Origin of the sequence: Nakamurella flavida (assembly GCF_030811475.1) — a bacterium.
GTDB lineage: Bacteria > Actinomycetota > Actinomycetes > Mycobacteriales > Nakamurellaceae > Nakamurella > Nakamurella flavida.
In genome coordinates, this window is sequence record NZ_JAUSQV010000001.1 from 241,229 (window position 1) to 260,432 (window position 19,204).

12 protein-coding genes and 1 pseudogene are annotated in these 19,204 nt (G+C 72.5%); 9 read left to right on the plus strand and 4 right to left on the minus strand.

The features are described 5' to 3' along the window. The first annotated feature begins 11 nt into the window (after positions 1 to 11). The 3 genes and pseudogenes from J2S58_RS01125 (at position 12) to map (ending at position 6,421) form a co-directional block, all read left to right on the plus strand. A complete protein-coding gene (locus J2S58_RS01125; RefSeq protein WP_205255179.1) occupies positions 12 to 1,994 on the plus strand; it encodes a penicillin-binding transpeptidase domain-containing protein in 1,983 nt (660 codons plus the stop codon). A gap of 1,516 nt (positions 1,995 to 3,510) precedes the next feature. After that, a pseudogene (locus J2S58_RS19145) lies at positions 3,511 to 5,424 on the plus strand (bifunctional metallophosphatase/5'-nucleotidase); the annotation flags it as partial. A gap of 142 nt (positions 5,425 to 5,566) precedes the next feature. Next, positions 5,567 to 6,421, plus strand: coding sequence for a type I methionyl aminopeptidase (gene map / locus J2S58_RS01135; protein ID WP_205255181.1), 855 nt, complete (start codon positions 5,567 to 5,569; stop codon positions 6,419 to 6,421). A gap of 84 nt (positions 6,422 to 6,505) precedes the next feature. On the opposite strand, the gene J2S58_RS01140 is transcribed toward map, so the two are convergent. Continuing rightward, entirely contained in the window at positions 6,506 to 8,008 is a 1,503-nt protein-coding gene (locus J2S58_RS01140; RefSeq protein ID WP_205255182.1) for a mycothione reductase, read from the minus strand. A gap of 25 nt (positions 8,009 to 8,033) precedes the next feature. Beyond that, positions 8,034 to 8,987 (minus strand): serine protein kinase RIO, encoded by a 954-nt coding sequence (locus tag J2S58_RS01145; protein WP_370881844.1) that lies wholly within the window; start codon positions 8,985 to 8,987, stop codon positions 8,034 to 8,036. Positions 8,988 to 9,514: 527 nt separating this feature from the next. Here J2S58_RS01145 and J2S58_RS01150 point away from each other — a divergent pair. Then, on the plus strand, positions 9,515 to 10,564 hold the full coding sequence (locus J2S58_RS01150; RefSeq protein WP_205255183.1) for a GNAT family N-acetyltransferase: 1,050 nt from the start codon (positions 9,515 to 9,517) through the stop codon (positions 10,562 to 10,564). A gap of 261 nt (positions 10,565 to 10,825) precedes the next feature. Then, positions 10,826 to 12,604: a proline--tRNA ligase gene (locus J2S58_RS01155; protein WP_205255184.1), complete on the plus strand. Its 1,779-nt coding sequence runs from the start codon at positions 10,826 to 10,828 to the stop codon at positions 12,602 to 12,604. Positions 12,605 to 12,626: 22 nt separating this feature from the next. Here the strand turns inward: J2S58_RS01155 and J2S58_RS01160 are convergent, their stop codons facing one another. Both J2S58_RS01160 and J2S58_RS01165 read right to left on the minus strand, forming a co-directional pair. Then, positions 12,627 to 13,181 carry a ferritin-like domain-containing protein gene (locus J2S58_RS01160; RefSeq protein WP_205255185.1) on the minus strand — a complete coding sequence of 185 codons (555 nt, stop codon included), beginning with the start codon at positions 13,179 to 13,181 and terminating at the stop codon, positions 12,627 to 12,629. After that, positions 13,178 to 13,693 (minus strand): hypothetical protein, encoded by a 516-nt coding sequence (locus J2S58_RS01165; RefSeq protein ID WP_205255186.1) that lies wholly within the window; start codon positions 13,691 to 13,693, stop codon positions 13,178 to 13,180. Before J2S58_RS01165 ends, J2S58_RS01160 begins: the two co-directional genes overlap by 4 nt. A gap of 251 nt (positions 13,694 to 13,944) precedes the next feature. On the opposite strand from J2S58_RS01165, the gene rimP reads away from it, so the two are divergent. The 4 genes from rimP to infB all read left to right on the plus strand — a co-directional run bounded on the left by rimP (position 13,945) and on the right by infB (position 19,194). Next, positions 13,945 to 14,661 (plus strand): ribosome maturation factor RimP, encoded by a 717-nt coding sequence (gene rimP / locus J2S58_RS01170; RefSeq protein WP_205255187.1) that lies wholly within the window; start codon positions 13,945 to 13,947, stop codon positions 14,659 to 14,661. After that, positions 14,658 to 15,671: a transcription termination factor NusA gene (gene nusA, locus J2S58_RS01175; protein ID WP_205255188.1), complete on the plus strand. Its 1,014-nt coding sequence runs from the start codon at positions 14,658 to 14,660 to the stop codon at positions 15,669 to 15,671. The genes rimP and nusA overlap by 4 nt, the downstream gene beginning before the upstream one ends. Positions 15,672 to 15,817: 146 nt before the next feature. Next, positions 15,818 to 16,126 (plus strand): YlxR family protein, encoded by a 309-nt coding sequence (locus J2S58_RS19150; RefSeq protein ID WP_344469928.1) that lies wholly within the window; start codon positions 15,818 to 15,820, stop codon positions 16,124 to 16,126. 80 nt (positions 16,127 to 16,206) lie between these two features. After that, positions 16,207 to 19,194: a translation initiation factor IF-2 gene (gene infB, locus J2S58_RS01180; RefSeq protein ID WP_205255190.1), complete on the plus strand. Its 2,988-nt coding sequence runs from the start codon at positions 16,207 to 16,209 to the stop codon at positions 19,192 to 19,194. The last annotated feature ends 10 nt before the right edge of the window (positions 19,195 to 19,204 follow it).

A 19,204-nucleotide genomic window follows, 5' to 3' on the forward strand; every position in this document is an offset into this window, starting at 1 on the left:
TACTGACGCCCATGTCCTCCACGCCCGGCAGACCGGCCCGTCGACGATCGCGCCTGCGGGTGGCGGGCGTCGCCGCGATGATCGTCCTGCTGGCGGGATGCACCGCCCAGGCGCCGCCCGACCCCGGTCCCGGCCCCGACGTCGAGGTCGCCGCCCTGACCACCGCCTGGGGGTCCCTGCTCGCCGACCGGGTCGGCCCGCTGACGTCCCGGGCCGACGAGGCGGAGCTGTTGGTCGGGGAGGTGGTGACGGCGCTGGCGCCGACCGGGTTGACGGTGACCACCGGCGCCGTGGACCGCACGTCGGCCGACACGGCCACCACCACCGCCACCTACGACTGGTCGCTTCCCGGCGGGGGGACCTGGCAGTACACGGCACCGTGGGCGTTCACCCGGACGGGCGGGGACAGCTGGTCCCTGGACTGGTCGCCGGCCGTGGTGCACCCCCGTCTCGGCGCGCGGCAGACCCTGGCCGTCCGCACCACCGCGGCGGCACCGGGCGTGGTGGTGGATCGCCACGACCAGCAGATCGTCGCCCCGGTGCGGGTGTACTCCGTCGTGCTGTTCCCGGCCCGGGTGCCCGACCTGGCCGCCACCGCCGCCGCGCTGGCGACCGCCCTCGCTCCCATCGATCCGACCATCACCCCGGAGAGCATCGTCGCCGGAGCGCAGGCCGCCGAGCAGGAGGCGGCGCAGCCCGACCCGGCCGCGGCCGCGGGAACCCCCGGGGCCGGCGCGACCGGCACGACCGGCACGACAGGCACGACCGATCCGACCGGCACGACCGGTGCGCCGGGACAGCCTGCCGAGGTCGCCTACACGGTGGTGAATCTGCGGGAGGGCGACTACCAGTCCGTGCAGCCCGCGCTGCAGGGTCTGCCCGGATTGACCTTCCCCGTGCAGACCCGCGATCTGCCGCCCACCCGCGAGTTCGCCCGGGCGTTGTTGTCGCAGGTGACGCCGGTCGCCGCCGAGCTGACCAAGGCGAAGGACGGCTGGCGGGTGGTCAGCATCGACACCACCGGTGAGGAACTGGAGGTACTGGGCGAGGGCGCCGCGACCGACGGCAGCCGGGTGACCCTGGGGCTGGACATCGGGTTGCAGACCGCCGCCGAGGCGGTGGTCGACGGCATCGCGCAACCCGCCCTGATGATGGTCATGCAGCCGTCGACCGGGGAGATCATGGCCGTGGCGCAGAACCCGGGGACCGACGCGATGGGCGCACCGTCCTTCACGGGGCGCTTCCCGCCCGGTTCCATCTTCAAGATCGTCACCGCCACCGCGGCCCTGGAACGGGGACTCATCACCCAGGAGACCCCGGTGGGCTGCCCCGGATCGGCGATCTTCGACGGCCGGGAGATCAGGAACAACGCCAGCTTCGACCTGGGCACGGTCACCGCACGGACCGCGTTCGCCAAGTCCTGCAACACCACCTTCGCCGAGCTGGCCACGCAGATGCCGGCCGAGGCGCTCCCCGACATGGCCCTGCACTACGGCATCGGGCTGGACTTCGTCGTGCCCGGGATCACCACCCTGACCGGGGCCGTCCCGCCGGCCGAGTCCGTCGTCCAGCGGGCCGAGAACGGGTTCGGGCAGGGCCAGGACCTGCTCACCCCGTTCTCCGCCCTGCTGATGGCGGCCACCGTGGCCAACGGGACGATGCCGGTGCCCACCGTCATCCGCGGCACGACGACGACGATCGACAGGGCCGTCCCGGCACCGCCGTCCGCTCAGGTCCAACGCGACATCCAGGACTTCATGGGTGCGGTGGCCTCCGAGGACGGCAGCGCCAAGGTCCTCCTGCCGTTCGGCGACGTCCACGCCAAGACCGGCACGGCCGAGTACACCGACGAGACAAGCACCCTGCAGGCCCACGCGTGGACCGTCGCCTATCGGCACGATCTCGCCGTGGTCGCCTTCATCTACGGGGGCAGCAGCTCCACCTACACCAACGAGGCCATCGCCCGGCTGTTCGGCAGCATCCCGCTGGACTGAGGCGCTTGTACTCCCCGCGCACAGTGTTCAGGCCACGTTTTCACATCGTTTTCACGTCAGCTCTTCTTCCTGGCGGACGTGTCGGTGACCATCGGTGGGTTGTCGCGCCCCGGACGGGTGCGACCGCCCGACCGGAGGAGAGCACGTGTCGCGAAGTGCCCAGACCGCACCACCCCCACCCCGTCAGCGCCGACGGCCCCGATCCCTGGGAGCGGTCCTGGCGGTGGTCTCCGCCCTCGTCCTCGCCGTGGCCGGTGCGCCGTCGGCGGCCGCCGCAGGGCCGGCCGTGGGGTCGTTCGACACCGCCGCCGTCAGCGGCACCCAGGCGATCGTCAGCGGGTGGGCGCTGGACCCGAACGCCCCCGCGGCGTCGACCCAGGCGCACGTCTACGTCAACGGCGTCGGCTACGCCGTCGCGGCCGACGTGCCGCGTCCGGACGTCAACGCGGCCCGGGGAGTGACCGGGCGTCACGGGTTCGCCGCGTCCGTCCCGCTACAGGCCGGGTCGAACGAGATCTGCGTCTACGCCATCTCGCTCACCGGCGGCGGCAACACCTCCCTCGGGTGCCGCACCACCAGCGGCCCGGAGCCGGTCGGCGTCGTGGACGACGGAACCTTCGGGGTCACCGACGCCGGGGTGGGGACCCTGAGCCTGACCGGATGGACGGTCGACCCGATCGCCCCGGCGGCCTCCAACCAGATCCACGCCTACGTGAACGGTGTCGGCTACCCCTTCACCGCGGACATCCCCCGACCCGACGTGAACCAGGCCCTGGGCGTCCCGGGTGACCACGGGTTCGACTTCACGGTGCCGTTGAACCCGGGCGCCAACGAGGTCTGCCTGTTCCTCATCCCGGTCTCCGGGGGGAGCAACACCGATCTGGGCTGCGAGAACTTCGATCTCGCCGCCGCGGCCGGCTCGCTGGACGACGTACGGGTGACCGCCGACGGCACCGCCGTGCTCGCGGGCTGGGCCGTGGACCCGAACTTCCCGGAGGAGAGCAGCGACGTCCACATCTACAACGGCGCGACCGGCGCGGCCTTCCTCGCCGACGGCCCGCGGGCGGACGTGAACGCGGCCCTGGGCATCCCCGGTGACCACGGCTTCAGCGTCGAGGTCCCGCTGACCGCCGGGGTCAACACCCTCTGCGCCTACGCCATCTCCTTCACCGGGGGCAGCAACTCCCTCCTCGGCTGCCGTGAGGTCAAGCCGCTGGCCGCCGTCGGATCGCTGGACTCCGTCCAGGCCTCCGCCGACGGCACCTCCGTCCGGCTCGCCGGGTGGGCGGTCGACCCCAACGCGCCCGACGTCTCCACCGAGGTGCACATCTACAACGGCGCGACCGGGGCGGCCTTCGCCGCCGATCAGCCCCGTGACGACGTCAACGCCGCGCTGGGCATCACCGGTGCCCACGGGTTCATCGCCGAGGTGCCGCTGACCGACGGCGTCAACACGCTGTGCGCGTACGCCATCTCGCTCACCGGCGGGGACAACACCCCGCTGGGCTGCCAGGACGTCACCGGAGGACCGGCCAGCACCATCGTGTCCATCGGCCTGATCACCATCAACGACTTCCACGGCCGCATCGACGCCAACACCGTCAAGTTCGCGGGCACCATCGAGGGGCTGCGAGAGACTCTCGGGGCCGACAACACGCTGCTGCTCTCCGCCGGGGACAACATCGGCGCCTCGTTGTTCGCCTCCGCGATCGCCCAGGACCAGCCCACCATCGACGTGATGAACGCGCTGGGCTTCGACGCCTCGGCCGTGGGCAACCACGAGTTCGACCAGGGCTTCGCCGATCTGACCGGTCGGGTCATCGGCGGCGACGGCGGCAACGCCCCGGTGGACTTCCCGTACCTGGGTGCCAACGTCTACCTCAAGGGGACCACCACCCCGGCCCTGCCCGAGTACACCGTGATCGTCAAGCAGGGTGTCCGGGTCGGCGTCATCGGTGCCGTCACCCAGGAGACCTCCACCCTGGTCAGCCCGGCCGGGATCGCCGAACTCGAGTTCGGTGATCCGGTGGACGCGGTCAACCGCGTCGCTGCCCAGCTCACCGACGGCGACGAGGCCAACGGCGAGGCCGACGTGATCGTCGCGGAGTACCACGAGGGCGCCAACGCGGTCGGCACCACGACCACGCTGGACGAGGCGGTCGCCGCCAACCCGGTCTTCGCGGAGATCGTCACCCAGACCTCGCCCGCGGTGGACGTGATCTTCAACGGGCACACCCACCAGGTGTACGCCTTCGACGCTCCGGTTCCCGGGGTCGACGGTGCGTTCCGTCCGGTCCTGCAGACCGGTTCCTACGGAGCCAACGTCGGCGGGGTCAACCTGGCCTACGACACAGCCACCGGGGAGACCAAGGGGTACGCGGCCGCCAACATCCCGCAGATCACCGACCAGGTGACCGAGGAGGAGCTGGTCGCGACCTTCCCGCGGGTCGCGGCGGTCAAGACCATCGTCGACGCCGCCCTGGCCAATGCGGCGACCGTCGGGGATCAGCAGGTCGGCTCCGTCGCCGACGACATCACCACCGCCTTCTCCGGCGGTTCGTACGGGCCCGACGGCGTCTACACCGGCGGGACCCGGGACGACCGCTCGAAGGAGTCCGCGCTGGGCGACCTGGTCGCCGACAGCCTGCTGAGCACGCTGTCCAGCCCGGAGCGGGGCGGCGCGCAGATCGGCGTGGTCAACCCGGGTGGGTTGCGCAACGAGCTGCTGTTCGGCGCGGACGGCGTGATCACCTACGCCGAGGCCAACTCGGTGCTGCCCTTCGTCAACAACCTGTACACCACGACGCTGACCGGGGCGAAGGTCAAGGAGCTCCTCGAGCAGCAGTGGCAGACCAACCCCGGCGGGGCGGCACCGAGCCGGCCCTACCTGCAGCTCGGCCTGTCGGACAACGTGACCTACACGTTCGACTCGACCCGCCCGCAGGGTGACCGGATCACCTCGATCACCGTCGACGGCGCGCCGATCGACCCGGCGGCGCCCTACCGCATCGGGACGTTCTCGTTCCTGGCCGCCGGGGGCGACAACTTCCGGGCGTTCCTGGACGGCACGGACACCGCCGACAGCGGCCTGATCGACCGCGACGCCTGGATCCAGTACCTGGGTGACAACCAGGACCTGGCCCCGGACTTCGCCCGACAGGCCGTCGAGGTGGTCGGCGCGCCGACCACCGTGGCCACCGGGGAGACGGTGACCTTCACGGTCAGCGGGCTCGACCTGACCAGCCTGGGCGCTCCGGCGAACCAGTTGGTCGGGGTGCTGCTCGGCGATCGGCCGCTCGGCGACGTCACCGTGGCGAACGGTTCGGCGCAGATCAGTTTCGCCGTCCCGGACGACGCCCCGACGGGGGAGCAGACCCTGTCCGTCGTCGCTGCTCCGTCCGGCACCGTGGTCAGCCTGCCGATGACGATCACCGCCGGCTGATCCACCGCACCACCGGCACCACAGCACGACACCAGGGCCGGTCGGCCGGGGGAACTCCCCGGCCGACCGGCCCTGCGTCGTGTCCCGGCCGTCCGGTCGCGCCCCGCCCGCCCGACCTATGCTCGGCGGCATGCTCCGCACCGCCCTGCGTCCCGGACCGCCGACCCCGTCCCGCGCCGTCCCGACGTCGATCCCGCGTCCGGAGTACGTCGGGAAACCCCGCCCGGCACCGAGTACCGATCCGTGGGTGCAGAGCGACGACATCATCGAGCGGATGCGGGTGGCGTCCCGGATCGCCGCCCGGGCACTGGCCGAGGCGGGCGCCGCCGTCGCCCCGGGAGTCACCACCGACGCGCTGGACGCGATCGCCCACCAGGTCATCCTGGATCACGGCGCCTACCCGTCGACCCTGGGCTACCGCGGATATCCGAAGTCCTGCTGCACCTCGCTCAACGAGGTGATCTGCCACGGCATCCCGGACGGCACGGTGATCCAGGACGGGGACATCGTGAACATCGACGTCACCGCCTACCTCGACGGCGTGCACGGCGACACCAACGCCACCTTCCTCGCCGGTGAGGTGGCGCCGGAGAACGGCCTGCTGGTCGAACGGACGCAGGAGTGCCTGCGCCGGGCGATCAGGGCCGTGGCCCCCGGCCGGCAGCTCAACGTCGTCGGTCGGGTCATCGAGTCCTACGCCAAGCGCTTCGGCTACGGCGTGGTGCGGGACTACACCGGGCACGGCATCGGCCGCACCTTCCACTCCGGGCTGGTGGTCCTGCACTACGACGCGCCGGAGGTGACCACCGTGCTGGAGAAGGGGATGACCTTCACCATCGAGCCGATGCTCACCCTGGGCGGCATCACCTGGGACCAGTGGGACGACGGCTGGACGGTGACCACCCGCGACCGATCCTGGACGGCCCAGTTCGAGCACACCCTGGTGGTCACCGACACCGGTGCGGAGATTCTCACCCTGCCGTGACGGTCCGGCCGGCCATCCGCCCGGAGGTGGTCCCGGTCGGCCCGGGGGTGGGTACGACCGGACCGATCGGGATCACACCTCTGGTCAGACCTCGATGGGTTCGGCCTGGTTGCTGAGTTGGGCCACGCCGCCACCGTCGTGCTCGGCGGCGTCCAGCTCGCCGTACTCCAGCGGCGCCGGTAGGGCCAGCAGGGCGTTCTCCAGCACCTCGGTGAGGGCCGGGTGGATCCAGTACTGCCCCCGGGCCAGCTCCGCGGCGGTCTGCCCGAAGGACATCGCCTGGATGAGCGGCTGGATGACCGTCGCGGCCTCCGGCCCCATGATGTGGGCGCCCAGCAGCTTGCCGCTCTGCGGGTCGGCGATGAGCTTGACGAAACCGGTCTCGTCCTCGCGGGCCCACCCGGCGGCGATGTGCCCGTACCGGTGCTGCGCGACGACGAAGTCCTGACCGTTCTCCACCAGCTCGCCCTGCGTGCACCCGACCGAGGCGATCTGCGGGTGGGTGAACACCGCCGCCGGCACGAACCGGTGGTCCGTGGCGACGAGCTTCTCCGGGTGGGCCAGGTTGTGCCGCACGGTGCGCGCCTCGGCGTTGGCGACGTGCTTGAGCGGGTAGTGCGAGCTCACGTCGCCCAGCGCCCAGATGTCCGTGACGCCCGTGCGCTGGTACTCGTCGACGACGATGCGGCCGGCCTTGTCCATCGCGACGCCGGTGCGATCCAGATCGAGTCGGTCGCCGTTGGGGGTGCGGCCGGTGGCGATGAGGAGTTGATCGGCCTGCACGGTGTCCGTGCCGTCCGGACCGTCCAGGTGCACGAGCTGACCGCCGCCGGGGGCCGCCTCCACCGCGGTCACGGTGGTGCGGGTGCGCACGTCGTACCGGTGTCGGGCCACCGCGGTGTAGGCGACGGAGATGTCCGCGTCGTGGTGACCGAGCAGGTGCGGGCCTCGGGCGATCTGCGTGACCCGGGTGCCGAAGGAGGCGAACACGTGGGCGAACTCGGCGGCGATGTAGCCACCGCCGACGATCACGATGGACGCCGGGAGATCGTCGATCCGCATGATCGTGTCCGAGGTGTGGAACACCACGCCGTTCTCGCCCGGTTCGCCCGGGCGGTCGCCCAGACCCGGGAACGGCGGCACGGTGGCCCGGGACCCGGCGCCGATGACGACCCGGTCGGCGGTGAACTCGGCGGTGCCGCCGTCGTGCAGGTCGACCGTGAGCTGCTTGTCGCCGGTGAAGCGGCCGTGGCCGGCGAACACCGTGACGTTGGGGTTCCGGTCACCGGTGCGGTACTCGCGGCCGCCGGCCTCGATGCTGTCGATGCGACCGAAGATGCGGTCCCGCAGGCCCGGCCAGTCGACCGTCGGGGTGGGGCCGGTAAGATTGAGCGGACCGGCCGTGGTGACCGCCTCCGCGATGTCCGCCGGGTACACGAACATCTTGGTGGGGATGCACCCGACGTTCAGGCAGGTCCCACCGAAGAGTCCGGACTCGACCACCGCGATGTTCCAGTGGTCGAACTCCGGGCCGGGGATGCTGTTGGCCGAACCGGTGCCGATGATGACGAGATCGAAGTTGCGCACCGGACCAGGTTAACCACGCCCGTCCTCACCTCCCGGTGGGCCGGGCGAGCGTGAGCAGCCGCTCGGCCAGCAACGGCCCGTCGGCACCGTCGACCCCCCGCCGGGCGAAGAACCCGGCGACGTTGGCGCAGTCGCGCCGCAGGAAGGTCGGGCCCCCCGGATTCGCCACCAGGTCGACCACCTGGGGCAGGTCGATCAGCACCGCCTCCCCGTCGGCGACCAGGATGTTGTACGGCGACAGGTCGCCGTGCGCGAGCCCGCACTCGGCCATCACGATCAACGACCCGACCAGGGAGTCCCACAGCGCGGTGAACCCCGCGGTGTCGTCGTCCCAGGTGGCCAGACGCGGAGCCGCCGCCCCGCCGGGCGTCCCCACGAACTCCATCATCAGTTCGGTGCCGATGAGCTGCACCGGGTAGGGCACCCGACATCCCGCCGACCACAGGGTGCCCAGGGCGGCGAACTCCGCGGCCGACCATCGGGCGGACAGCAGGTCACGGCCGAACGCCGTCCGGGCGGCCATCGCCCGGGACTCCCGCGACCGCCGGGTGCGGCGGCCCTCCAGGTAGCCGGCGTCCCGGTGGAACAACCGGTGCTCGGCGCTGCGGTACTCCTTGACCGCGAGCAGGCAGCCGGGCTCGCCCGGCACCGACCGGTCGAGCAGGCCGACGTCGGCCTCCTTCCCGGTCTTCAGGACACCCAGCGGGGTGTCCCGGGCGGCCAGCGAGGTCACCAGCCATGCGGGTGCCGGACCCGGTCCGTGGGTGGCGATGTCGTAGCTGGACAGCGCGGACTCTGCCGGAGGTCCGCCCGCCGTCCCGCCCCGCCCGTCCGGGCTGTCCGGGTCCGGGTGACCGTCGCGGTCGGCGTCGCGGCGGCCGGACGCGCCCTCGCGGACCAGGTGGGCGGTCCCGGACCGGCGGGCCCTGCTCGACCGGCGCATCCGCCGGTCGGCATCCGGGTCGTCGATCTCGTCGATCTCGTCGTGGTCGTCACCGGGGTCCCGGTACTCGCGGGCGCGGGGGTCCGCCAGGTCGGGGCCGTCGGTGTGGGTGTCGGTGTCATGGGCGACATCGGTGGGGGCGGGTGGCCCTTCCTGGGCGCATCGCAGTGCGGCGGTGAGGATCTCGGAACGGCTGGAGGTGAAGTGCAGGGGCACGACGGGCCTTTCGGCAGGCCTCTCGTCGGGACCGCGGTGGGTCAGTCCGACGAGCGGTGGGGGAGGGTGCGGGCGCGGCGGCCGGAACGGGCCGGCCGAGGTGCAGCGGCGATCGACATGGCTGTCCTCCTCCCTCCGCCCGGCACGGTGCGCGCCGGGGTGCCCATCGGGCTCGTCGAGCATGGGCCGGTCCGCGGGCCGCCCGCAACGGGTTTTCCTCCCGGCCCCCCTGCACCCCGCCTGCCCGCGGTGCCGGCCCGGAGGAGTCCGGGAGGTGCGGGCGGAGGACGGGCGAGGAGGCGGTAATCCGATGGAGGCACGCCGCTGCGCTCGATACGGTCGGGGGCATGTCCCTCCCGGTGTCTCCCGCCCGCCCCGCCACCGCCGCGCTGCCCGACGGTCTCCCGTCGTCCTGGACGGTGCGCCCGCTGGAGACGGTCGACGCCGCGGCCGTGGCCGGCCTGCTCACCGCCGAGGAACGTGCCCATCCGGCCGACTTCCACGTCGACGCCGACGAGGTCACCGAGACGTTCACCAGCCCGATGGTCGACCTGGCGAACGGCACGGTGGGCGTCTTCGACGGCCCGGAGCTCGTCGCGTACGGCGTCGTGCAGGTGGTGACCCCGTCCGGATCGGCTGCCCGCACCTGGATGGCCTACCTGGACGGAGCCGTGCATCCCGACCACGAACGCCGGGGCCTGGGCCGGTGGATCGTCGACGAATCCGTCCGGAGCGCCCGGGCACTGCGGGACGCGACCGCGCCGACCCTCGTCGGCGAGGTCAAGATCGGGCTGCCCGTCGAACGCCCCGGGGTGGCCGCCCTGGTCGCCGACCGTGGTTTCGAGGTGTGGCGGTGGTTCACCGAGATGCGGGTGGAGCTCGACGATGCCACCGCTCGGCCCGCCGTTCCCGACGTCCCGGGACATGTCGTCCGCCCGTACCGTTCCGCCGACGAGGATGCCGTCCGACTGGTGTCCAACGAGGCCTTCGGCGACCACTGGGGTTCGGTGCCGATGGACGCGGAGACCTGGCGGAGTCGCTACCCCGGGTCGGCCACCTTCCGGCCGGACGTCAGCGTGGTGGCGACGACCGACGACGGGCGGATCGTCGGGTTCGTCCTGGTCGCCGAGTACGACGCGGAGACCGTCGAACGGGGCTTCCGCACGGCGTACCTCTCCCGGATCGGGACGGCCCGCGCTCACCGCGGGCTGGGTCTGGCCTCGCTGATGGTGCAGCGGGTGCTGCCGATCCTGGCGGCGGCCGGGTACCGCCGGGCCGATCTGGACGTCGATTCCGACTCGCCCACCGGTGCCGGTCGCATCTACGCCCGGGTGGGCTTCGGGCCGGTCAAACAGCACTCGGTCGCGGGCCTGCGCCTGCCGCCGACCGACTCCTGAGTACCCGAGGCGGCAGCGGCCCCGCCTCGGCGTCCCCATCGGGTGTCGATCATGACGATGCCGTTGTCCGCTGCGGCGTGTCGTGGAGGACACGCCGCGCGACGGTCATGATCGACACCCGGTCGTGGCGCGCGCACGCCGGCGGCGGCCGCGACATGCGACGTCGACCCGCGCACTAGGGTTGACCCCGCGACGGACCGGGCCACCCCGGCTCGCCCCACCGCCCCGATCCACCGCCCCGATCCATCAGGAGTCCGTGTCGTGATCACCCGGCTGTCCACCCTGTTCCTGCGCACCCTGCGGGAGGATCCGGCCGACGCCGAGGTGCCCAGTCACCGACTGCTGGTCCGCGCCGGGTACGTCCGCCGCGCCGCCCCGGGCATCTACACGTGGTTGCCGCTGGGCCTGAAGGTGCTGCGCAACGTGGAGACCGTGGTGCGCGAGGAGATGGACGCCATCGGTGCCCAGGAGGTGCACTTCCCGGCCCTGCTGCCCCGCGAGCCCTACGAGGCCACCGGCCGCTGGACCGAGTACGGCGACAACCTGTTCCGCCTGAAGGACCGCAAGGGCGGTGACTATCTGCTGGGACCCACCCACGAGGAGATGTTCACCCTGCTGGTCAAGGACATCACCAGCTCCTACAAGGGCCTGCCGATCTCGCTGTACCAGATCCAGACCAAGTACCGGGACGAGGCACGACCCCGCGCCGGCATCCTGCGCGGCCGCGAGTTCGTCATGAAGGACAGCTACTCCTTCGACATCGACGAGGCCGGGCTGCAGGCGTCCTACGACCGGCACCGCGCCGCCTATGTGCGCATCTTCGACCGCCTGGGCCTGAAGTACGTGATCGTCTCGGCGATGTCGGGGGCCATGGGCGGCAGCGCCTCAGAGGAGTTCCTGGCCGACAGCGAGGTGGGTGAGGACACCTACGTCCGGTCGCCCGGTGGATACGCGGCCAACGTGGAGGCCGTGCAGACGCCTGCCCCGCCGGCCCGCCCGATCGACGGGCTCCCCGCCGCGCACGTCGAGGACACCCCGGACACCCCGACCATCGCGACCCTGGTGGCCGTGGCCAACGAGCGGTACCCGCGCGAGCCCGCCTTCACCGGCGCGGACACCCTGAAGAACGTGCTGGTCGTCCTGCGGCACCCGGACGGCACCCGTGAGCCCCTGGCCGTCGGGCTGCCCGGCGACCGGGAGGTCGATCTGAAGCGGCTGGAGGCGCAGGTCGCGCCGGCCGAGGTGGAGCCCTTCGGTGACGAGGACTTCGCCCGGCACCCGCTCCTGGTCAAGGGCTACATCGGCCCCGGCGTGCTCGGGGAGGCGGCCGCATCGGGCATCCGTTACCTGCTCGACCCCCGCGTGGTGCCCGGCACCGTCTGGATCACCGGCGCCGATGTCCGTGGTCGGCACGTGTTCGACCTGGTCGCCGGGCGGGACTTCACCGGCGACGGCACCCTGGACGTCGCCGAGATCGTCGAGGGCGACCCGTCGCCGGACGGGTCGGGTCCGCTGACGCTGGCCCGTGGCATCGAGATGGGCCACATCTTCCAGCTGGGTCGCAAGTACGCCGACGCCCTGGGCTGCCAGGTGCTCGACGCCAACGGCAAGCTGGTCACCGTGACCATGGGGTCCTACGGCATCGGCGTCTCCCGGGCGGTGGCGGCCATCGCGGAGAACAGCCACGACGACCGCGGGCTGATCTGGCCCCGGGAGATCGCACCGGCCGACGTGCACCTGGTCATCGCCGGCAAGGGGCCCGAGATCGCCGGTGCCGCCGAGGATCTCGCCGAGGCCCTCGACGCGGTGGGGGTGCGGGTGATGCTGGACGACCGCAACGCCTCGCCCGGGGTCAAGTTCGCCGACGCGGAGCTCATCGGTGTACCGACCGTGGTCGTGGTCGGTCGCGGCGTGAGCACCGGGGTCATCGAACTGCGCGACCGGGCCACGGGTGAGAAGACGGAACTGGCGTTGGCCGAGGCCGCCGGGCAGATCGTCACGGTCGTCCGCACCGGCCACCTGCGACCCGACGGAGCCTGACCCGGTCGGGCCGGCCGGGGGGTCAGCCCTGGCCGGGGAAGGGCACGGTGCTCGGCACCGTGCCGGCCAGCACCTTCCACTGGGCCAGGCGGACGGCGGCGTCGGACAGCCCGGCCAGCGCGAACCCGCGGAGCTCGGCCTGGTCGGTGGACCCGATGACCACCCGCCAGGCTGCGGCGCAGTCGAACTCGATGTCCTGGGCCAGCACCCGGGCGCCGGCCACGTCCGTCACGGGGGTCGCCGGCTGATAGGCCGCGGCGTTGCCCACCGGGGTGGCGCCGCCCTGCGTCAGTCGTTCCTCGGTCAGGTCCCGGCGGTTGCGGTGCCCCTGCAGGATCTGCAACGTGGTGGTCAGTTCGTTCTGGTCCTGGGGGTGGGCGGCCACCAGGCCGTAGGAGTAGACGGCAGCCTGTTCGGCGCCGAGAGCGCCCTGCAGGGCATCGATCTCGTCCTGACCCAGGGGTCCGGCGGCCACGGTCGGGGTCGGGGTGCCGACCGCCCCGGTCGGCGAGTCGACGTTCTCCGGCGGGGCGGTGGAGGTGCCGGGGTCACCGGCCGGCGTGCTCGGGGCGGTCATGCCAGCACCGCCCGATGACTGGCCAGGCAGGCCGCGATCGAACCCAGCAACGCGCCGCGGTACCGCGACACCGTCGTCATGGCGTCGGTGAACTGGACCTGGGCGGTGGCGGCGTCCCCGCGGAGGGTGGAGATGATCGCCGCCGGATCCTCCGGGAGACGGAGATCGGCCGAGCCGCTGTCCGGCGCGGGGGGACTGGTGGTGCCGGCCACGCGATCGACTTCCTGGGTCAACGCATCGAGATGGGCCTGGCGATCGTCGCGCAGGGGGGTCAACCGGGCCGCGTCGTCCGGGACGGCTGCGATGGCCGCGGTCAGGCGGAGCAGGTGCAACCGGGTCGTCGCGACGAGACCGGGCAGCGGATCGGCGGCCGGGGCCGCCTGCGCGGTGACCGTCGTCGTCGTCTGCGTGCCGGACAGGGCGTCGCACCCTGCGACGCCGACCACGGCGAGGGCGCCGGCTCCGGCGAGCAGGGCACGCCGGCTGATCGACGTCGGGGGAGGGCTGAACACCGACCCATCATGTCAGGTGGGTCCGGTCCCACCGGGGTCCTGCCCGCCGTGGGCCGCCCGCGGGTCGTGGTCGATCAAGCACCCGCGGGTACGCCCGGCCGGCCGGGCGCGGTGACCGTCGACGCCGGGACCCTCGCCGCGGGCGATCGACCGACCGGGCACGGCGGATAGGATCTGCGGGCTGCGCGGCACCAGGACCGCGGGCGACGAACGACCGGCGCCCCGCCGGACAACTTCAGAAGGAGTGGACCATGGCTGCCAGGACAGGGACCAACGACACCCGCCTGCGGGAGATCGTGACGCAGGTCAGCGAACGGGCGGGCTTCGATCTGGAGGACCTCACGGTCATCGCCGCGGGCCGACGCCGCCTGGTGCGGGTGGTGATCGACGGCGACGACGGGGTCGGTCTGGACGCCGCGGCCGAGGTCAGCCGGGCCATCTCCGCCGTGCTCGACGAGGACGAGGCGAACGACCCCACCGGGTCCGCGCCCTACACGCTCGAGGTCACCAGCCCCGGCATCGGCCGGCCGCTGACCGCCCCCCGGCACTTCCGCCGGGCCCGCACCCGCCTGCTGAGCATCACCCGCACCGACGGCAGCACCCTGCAGGGGCGCGTCGCCGGCGCCGACGACGAGGTCGTCCACCTGCTCACCGGCCGCACCGGCCTGGACCCGCTGACGGTCCCGCTCGCCGACATCGGTCGCGCCGTCGTCGAGGTCGAGTTCTCCCCGTTGCCGGCCGCCGTCGCCCAGGCCCTGGGCGTGACGCCGGCCGACCCGGTCGACCTCACCGACGATCCCGACGGTGACCTGGACGACGACCTGGACGACGACGCCGACGGCGATGACGCGGACGACGAGGCCGACGACGACGAGCCGGTCGGCGGGCTCGATGACGGGGCCGCGGACCTGGAGCCCACGCAGACCGTCCCCGCCGGGACGCCCGACCAGCAGGAGCAGACCCGATGAACGTGGACATCACCGCCCTGCGGGCGGTCGAGAAGGAGAAGGGCATCGGCTTCGAGTCGTTGCTCGAGACGCTGGAGACGGCCCTGCTGTCCGCCTACCGGCACACCGAGGGGCACGCCGCCCACGCCCGGGTGGAGGTGGACCGACGCACCGGCGAGATCCGGGTGCTGGCCCGGGAGACCGCGGAGCTCGACCGCACCGAACCGGGCGCACGGACCACCGAGTGGGACGACACCCCCGACGACTTCGGCCGGATCGCCGCGACCACCGCCCGGCAGGTCATCCTGCAGCGGCTGCGCGACGTGGAGAACGAGCGCACGTTCGGGGACTTCGCGGGTCGGGAGAACGACCTCATCACCGGGACGATCACCACCGACGGCAAGCTCAACGCCCGCGGCGTCGTGGTGGTCAGCCTGGGTGACGTCGAGGGCCTCATCCCGTCCGGCGAGCAGGTGCCGGGCGAGAGCTACGTCCACGGACAGCGCCTCCGGTGTTACGTGGTCGCGGTGACCCGGGGTCCCCGGGGTCCGCAGATCACCCTGTCCCGCACCCACCCCAACCTGGTGCGCAAACTGTTCGCGTTGGAGGTGCCGGAGATCGCCGACGGCAGCGTGGAGATCACCGCCGTGGCCCGGGAGGCCGGGCACCGGTCCAAGATCTCGGTCCGGCCGATGGTCGCCGGGGTCAACGCCAAGGGTGCGTGCATCGGGCCCATGGGGTCGCGGGTGCGCGCGGTGATGAGCGAGCTGAACGGCGAGAAGATCGACATCATCGACTGGGACGAGGACCCGGCGACGTTCGTCGGCAACGCCCTGTCGCCCGCCCGGGCGCTGTCGGTGACCGTGGTCGATCTGGCCACCCGGGCGGCCCGCGTGGTGGTCCCGGACTACCAGCTGTCCCTGGCCATCGGCAAGGAGGGGCAGAACGCCCGCCTCGCCGCCCGGCTCACCGGATGGCGCATCGACATCCGCAGCGACGCGGTCCCGGTGGAGCAGGACGGGGAGTCCTGACCGGCATCACCGCCCGTGAGGCGGTAGACTCGACCGTGGTCCGTTCGCGTTCCTCAGCATCCCGCTCCGTCCCCGCGCCCCGCGCGGCCGTCGTCAGGTCCTCGGACCCGGCGCCGGTCGTCCCGCAGGGCCCGGTCCGGACGTGCGTGGGATGTCGGAAGCGCGAGGCGGCCGACGATCTGCTCCGTGTCGTCGTGGCGGACGGGAACCTGGTTCCCGATCTGCGGCAACGTCTTCCGGGGAGGGGAGCCTGGCTCCACCCCGCCCGACGGTGTTACGACCTCGCGGAGCACCGTCGTGCGTTCGGACGGGCACTGAAGGTGTCCGTCCCGCTCGACAGCAGCAGGGTCCGCTCCCTCCTCCCCGAGGAGGACGGCGGACCTCGGACGCCCCCCGCGAAGGGTGGGGGACGCCGGTCCTCAGAGAGCAGGTCGACCGTCGTGAGCAAGCCGTGAAGCTCCACCCATGAGTGTCATCCGGCATCACTAACGAGGTCGCGCGGGTTCTGCCGCCCGGCCTCACCGTAAGGAGAGCAGTGGCAGGCAAGGCCCGAGTACATGAGCTCGCGAAAGAGCTCGGCAAGACCAGCAAGGAAATCATGGCGAAGCTCACCGATCTCGGTGAGTTCGTCAAGTCCCCGTCCTCGACCATCGAGGCTCCCGTCGTCCGCAAGCTCCGCGACGCCTACCCGGCCGGCGGCACCCCCGCCCGATCCGGTGGCGGCAACGGCGCGGCGAACGGCACGAGCAACGGATCCGGTGCCGCGACACCCGGCCGGGTGAGCACTCCCGGCCAGCCCTCCGGCATGCGTCCGGGCGCCCCCGGTCGGCCCAGTGCCCCGGCGCGTCCGGCCGCACCGGCACCCGTGCAACCCACGGAGTCGTCGGCCCCGGCCGCCGCCGCGGTCGCACCCGCGGCCCCGGCGATCCAGCAGCCGGCCGCGGAATCCCCGCGACCGTCGCAGACCCAGGCCCCGGCGTTCACCGGTGCCCCGGCGCCCAGCCGCCCGAGCCCGGCCCGACCGGCCCCGGCTCCCCGCCAGGCCCCCGTCGTCGCCGAACCGGTCGTCCAGGCTCCGGCCGTCCAGGCTCCGGCCCAGCCGGAACCCGCTCAGCAGGCGCCCGCCGCTCAGGCGCCGGCCGCCCAGGCGCCCGCTGCCGAGGCGGCCCGACCGGCTCGTCCGGTCGGTGGCGTCCCCGGTGCCCCGCGCCCCCCGCGTATGGGCAACAACCCCTTCAGCTCCGGCGGTGCCCGCACGGCACCGGCACGTCCCGGCGGCGCCGGTGGCGTCCCCGGAGCTCCGCGTCCCCCGGCAGCCCGTCCGGGCGGAGCCCCCGGTGCCGGCGGTCCCCGCCCGGCACCCGGTGCCCGTCCCGGCGGTGTGCCCGGTGCGGCCCCCCGTCCGGGTGCGCCCGGTGGTCGTCCCGGCATGCCCGGCGGCGGCGCACGTCCGGCGCCCGGTGGCGGTGGCGGTGGCTACCGCGGTCCCGGTGGTCCGGGCGGTGCCCCGGCCGGTGCCGGCGGCGGATACCGCAGCGGCCCGCCGACCGGTGGCGGTGGCCGTCCCGGTGGCGGTGGCGGACGTGGTCGCGGCAGTGCCGCGCCCGGTGCGTTCGGTCGTCAGGGTGGTCCGGCGCGCAAGGGACGCAAGTCCAAGAAGCAGCGTCGGCAGGAATTCGACAACATGCAGGCCCCGTCGATCGGTGGTGTGACGCTGCCCCGCGGCAACGGCGCCACCGTCCGGCTGGCCCGCGGGTCGTCGCTCTCCGACTTCGCCGACAAGATCGACGCCAACCCGGCCTCGATGGTCCAGGCGCTGTTCCACCTGGGCGAGATGGTGACCGCGACGCAGTCGGTCTCCGACGACATCCTGGAGCTGCTCGGCTCCGAGATGGGCTACGAGGTCCTGATCGTCTCCCCGGACGACGAGGACCGCGAGCTGCTGGAGACCTACCACCTGACCTACGGCGAGAACGAGGGCGGCGAGGAGGAACTCGTCATCCGCCCGCCGGTGGTCACCGTCATGGGTCACGTCGACCACGGCAAGACCAAGCTGCTGGACGCGATCCGCAGCACCAACGTGGTCGACCGCGAGGCCGGCGGCATCACCCAGCACATCGGCGCCTACCAGGTGGCGACCCACCTGAACGACGTCGAGCGGCTGATCACCTTCATCGACACCCCGGGTCACGAGGCGTTCACCGCCATGCGTGCCCGCGGTTCGCAGTCCACCGACATCGTGGTGCTGGTCGTGGCGGCGGACGACGGCGTCATGCCGCAGACCGTCGAGGCGATCAACCACGCCAAGGCGGCCGAGGTGCCGATCGTGGTGGCGATCAACAAGATCGACAAGGAGGGGGCCAACCCCGACAAGATCCGCCAGCAGCTCACCGAGTACGGGCTGGTCGCCGAGGAGTACGGCGGCGACACCATGTTCGTGGAGATCTCGGCGCGGGCGCGGACCAACATCGACGGGCTCCTCGAGGCCGTCCTGCTGACCGCGGACGCGGCCCTGGATCTGCGGGCGAACCCCGACATGGAGGCGCAGGGCGTCACCATCGAGGCCCATCTGGACCGCGGTCGCGGCCCGGTGGCCACGGTGCTGGTGCAGCGCGGCACGCTCCGCGTCGGTGATTCGATCGTCTCCGGCAACGCCTACGGGCGGGTCCGGGCCATGCTGGGCGACCACGGGGAGAACGTCTCCGAGGCCACCCCGGCGCGGCCCGTGCAGGTGCTCGGGTTCACCTCGGTGCCCGGCGCCGGCGACTCGTTCATGGTCGTCGAGGAGGATCGCGTCGCCCGGCAGATCGCCCAGAGCCGGCAGGCCCGGGCCCGCAAGGCCCAGGTCGCCAACCGTCGCCGGATCTCGCTCGAGGACCTGGGTGCGGCCCTGGCCGAGAACAAGATCCAGCAGCTCACGCTGATCATCAAGGGCGACAACTCCGGCACCGTGGAGGCGCTGGAGGACTCGCTGCTGAAGCTCGACGTGGGCGAGGAGGTCGACCTGCGGGTCGTCCACCGCGGGGTCGGCGGCATCACCCAGGACGACATCAACCTCGCCGTCATCACCGACGCGATCGTGATCGGCTTCAACGTGAAGCCGGTCCGGGGCGTGCAGGAGATGGCGGACCGCGAGGGCGTGGACATCCGGTACTACACGGTGATCTACCAGGCCATCGACGAGGTCGAAGCCGCTCTCAAGGGCATGCTCAAGCCCGAGTTCGAAGAGGTCGCGATGGGTTCCGCGGAGATCCGGGAGATCTTCCGGTCCTCCAAGTTCGGCAACATCGCGGGTTGCATCGTGCGGAACGGCGAGATCCGGCGCAACGCCCGGGCCCGCCTGCTCCGCAACGGTGTGGTCATCAACGATCACCTCACCATCGATTCGCTCAAGCGGTTCAAGGACGACGCCGTGGAGGTCCGCGAGGGCTTCGAGTGCGGTATCGGCCTCGGCAGCTGGAACAACATCGAGATCGAGGACACGATCGAGACGTACGAGGTCCGCGAGAAGCCCCGGAGCTGATCGCGTACCG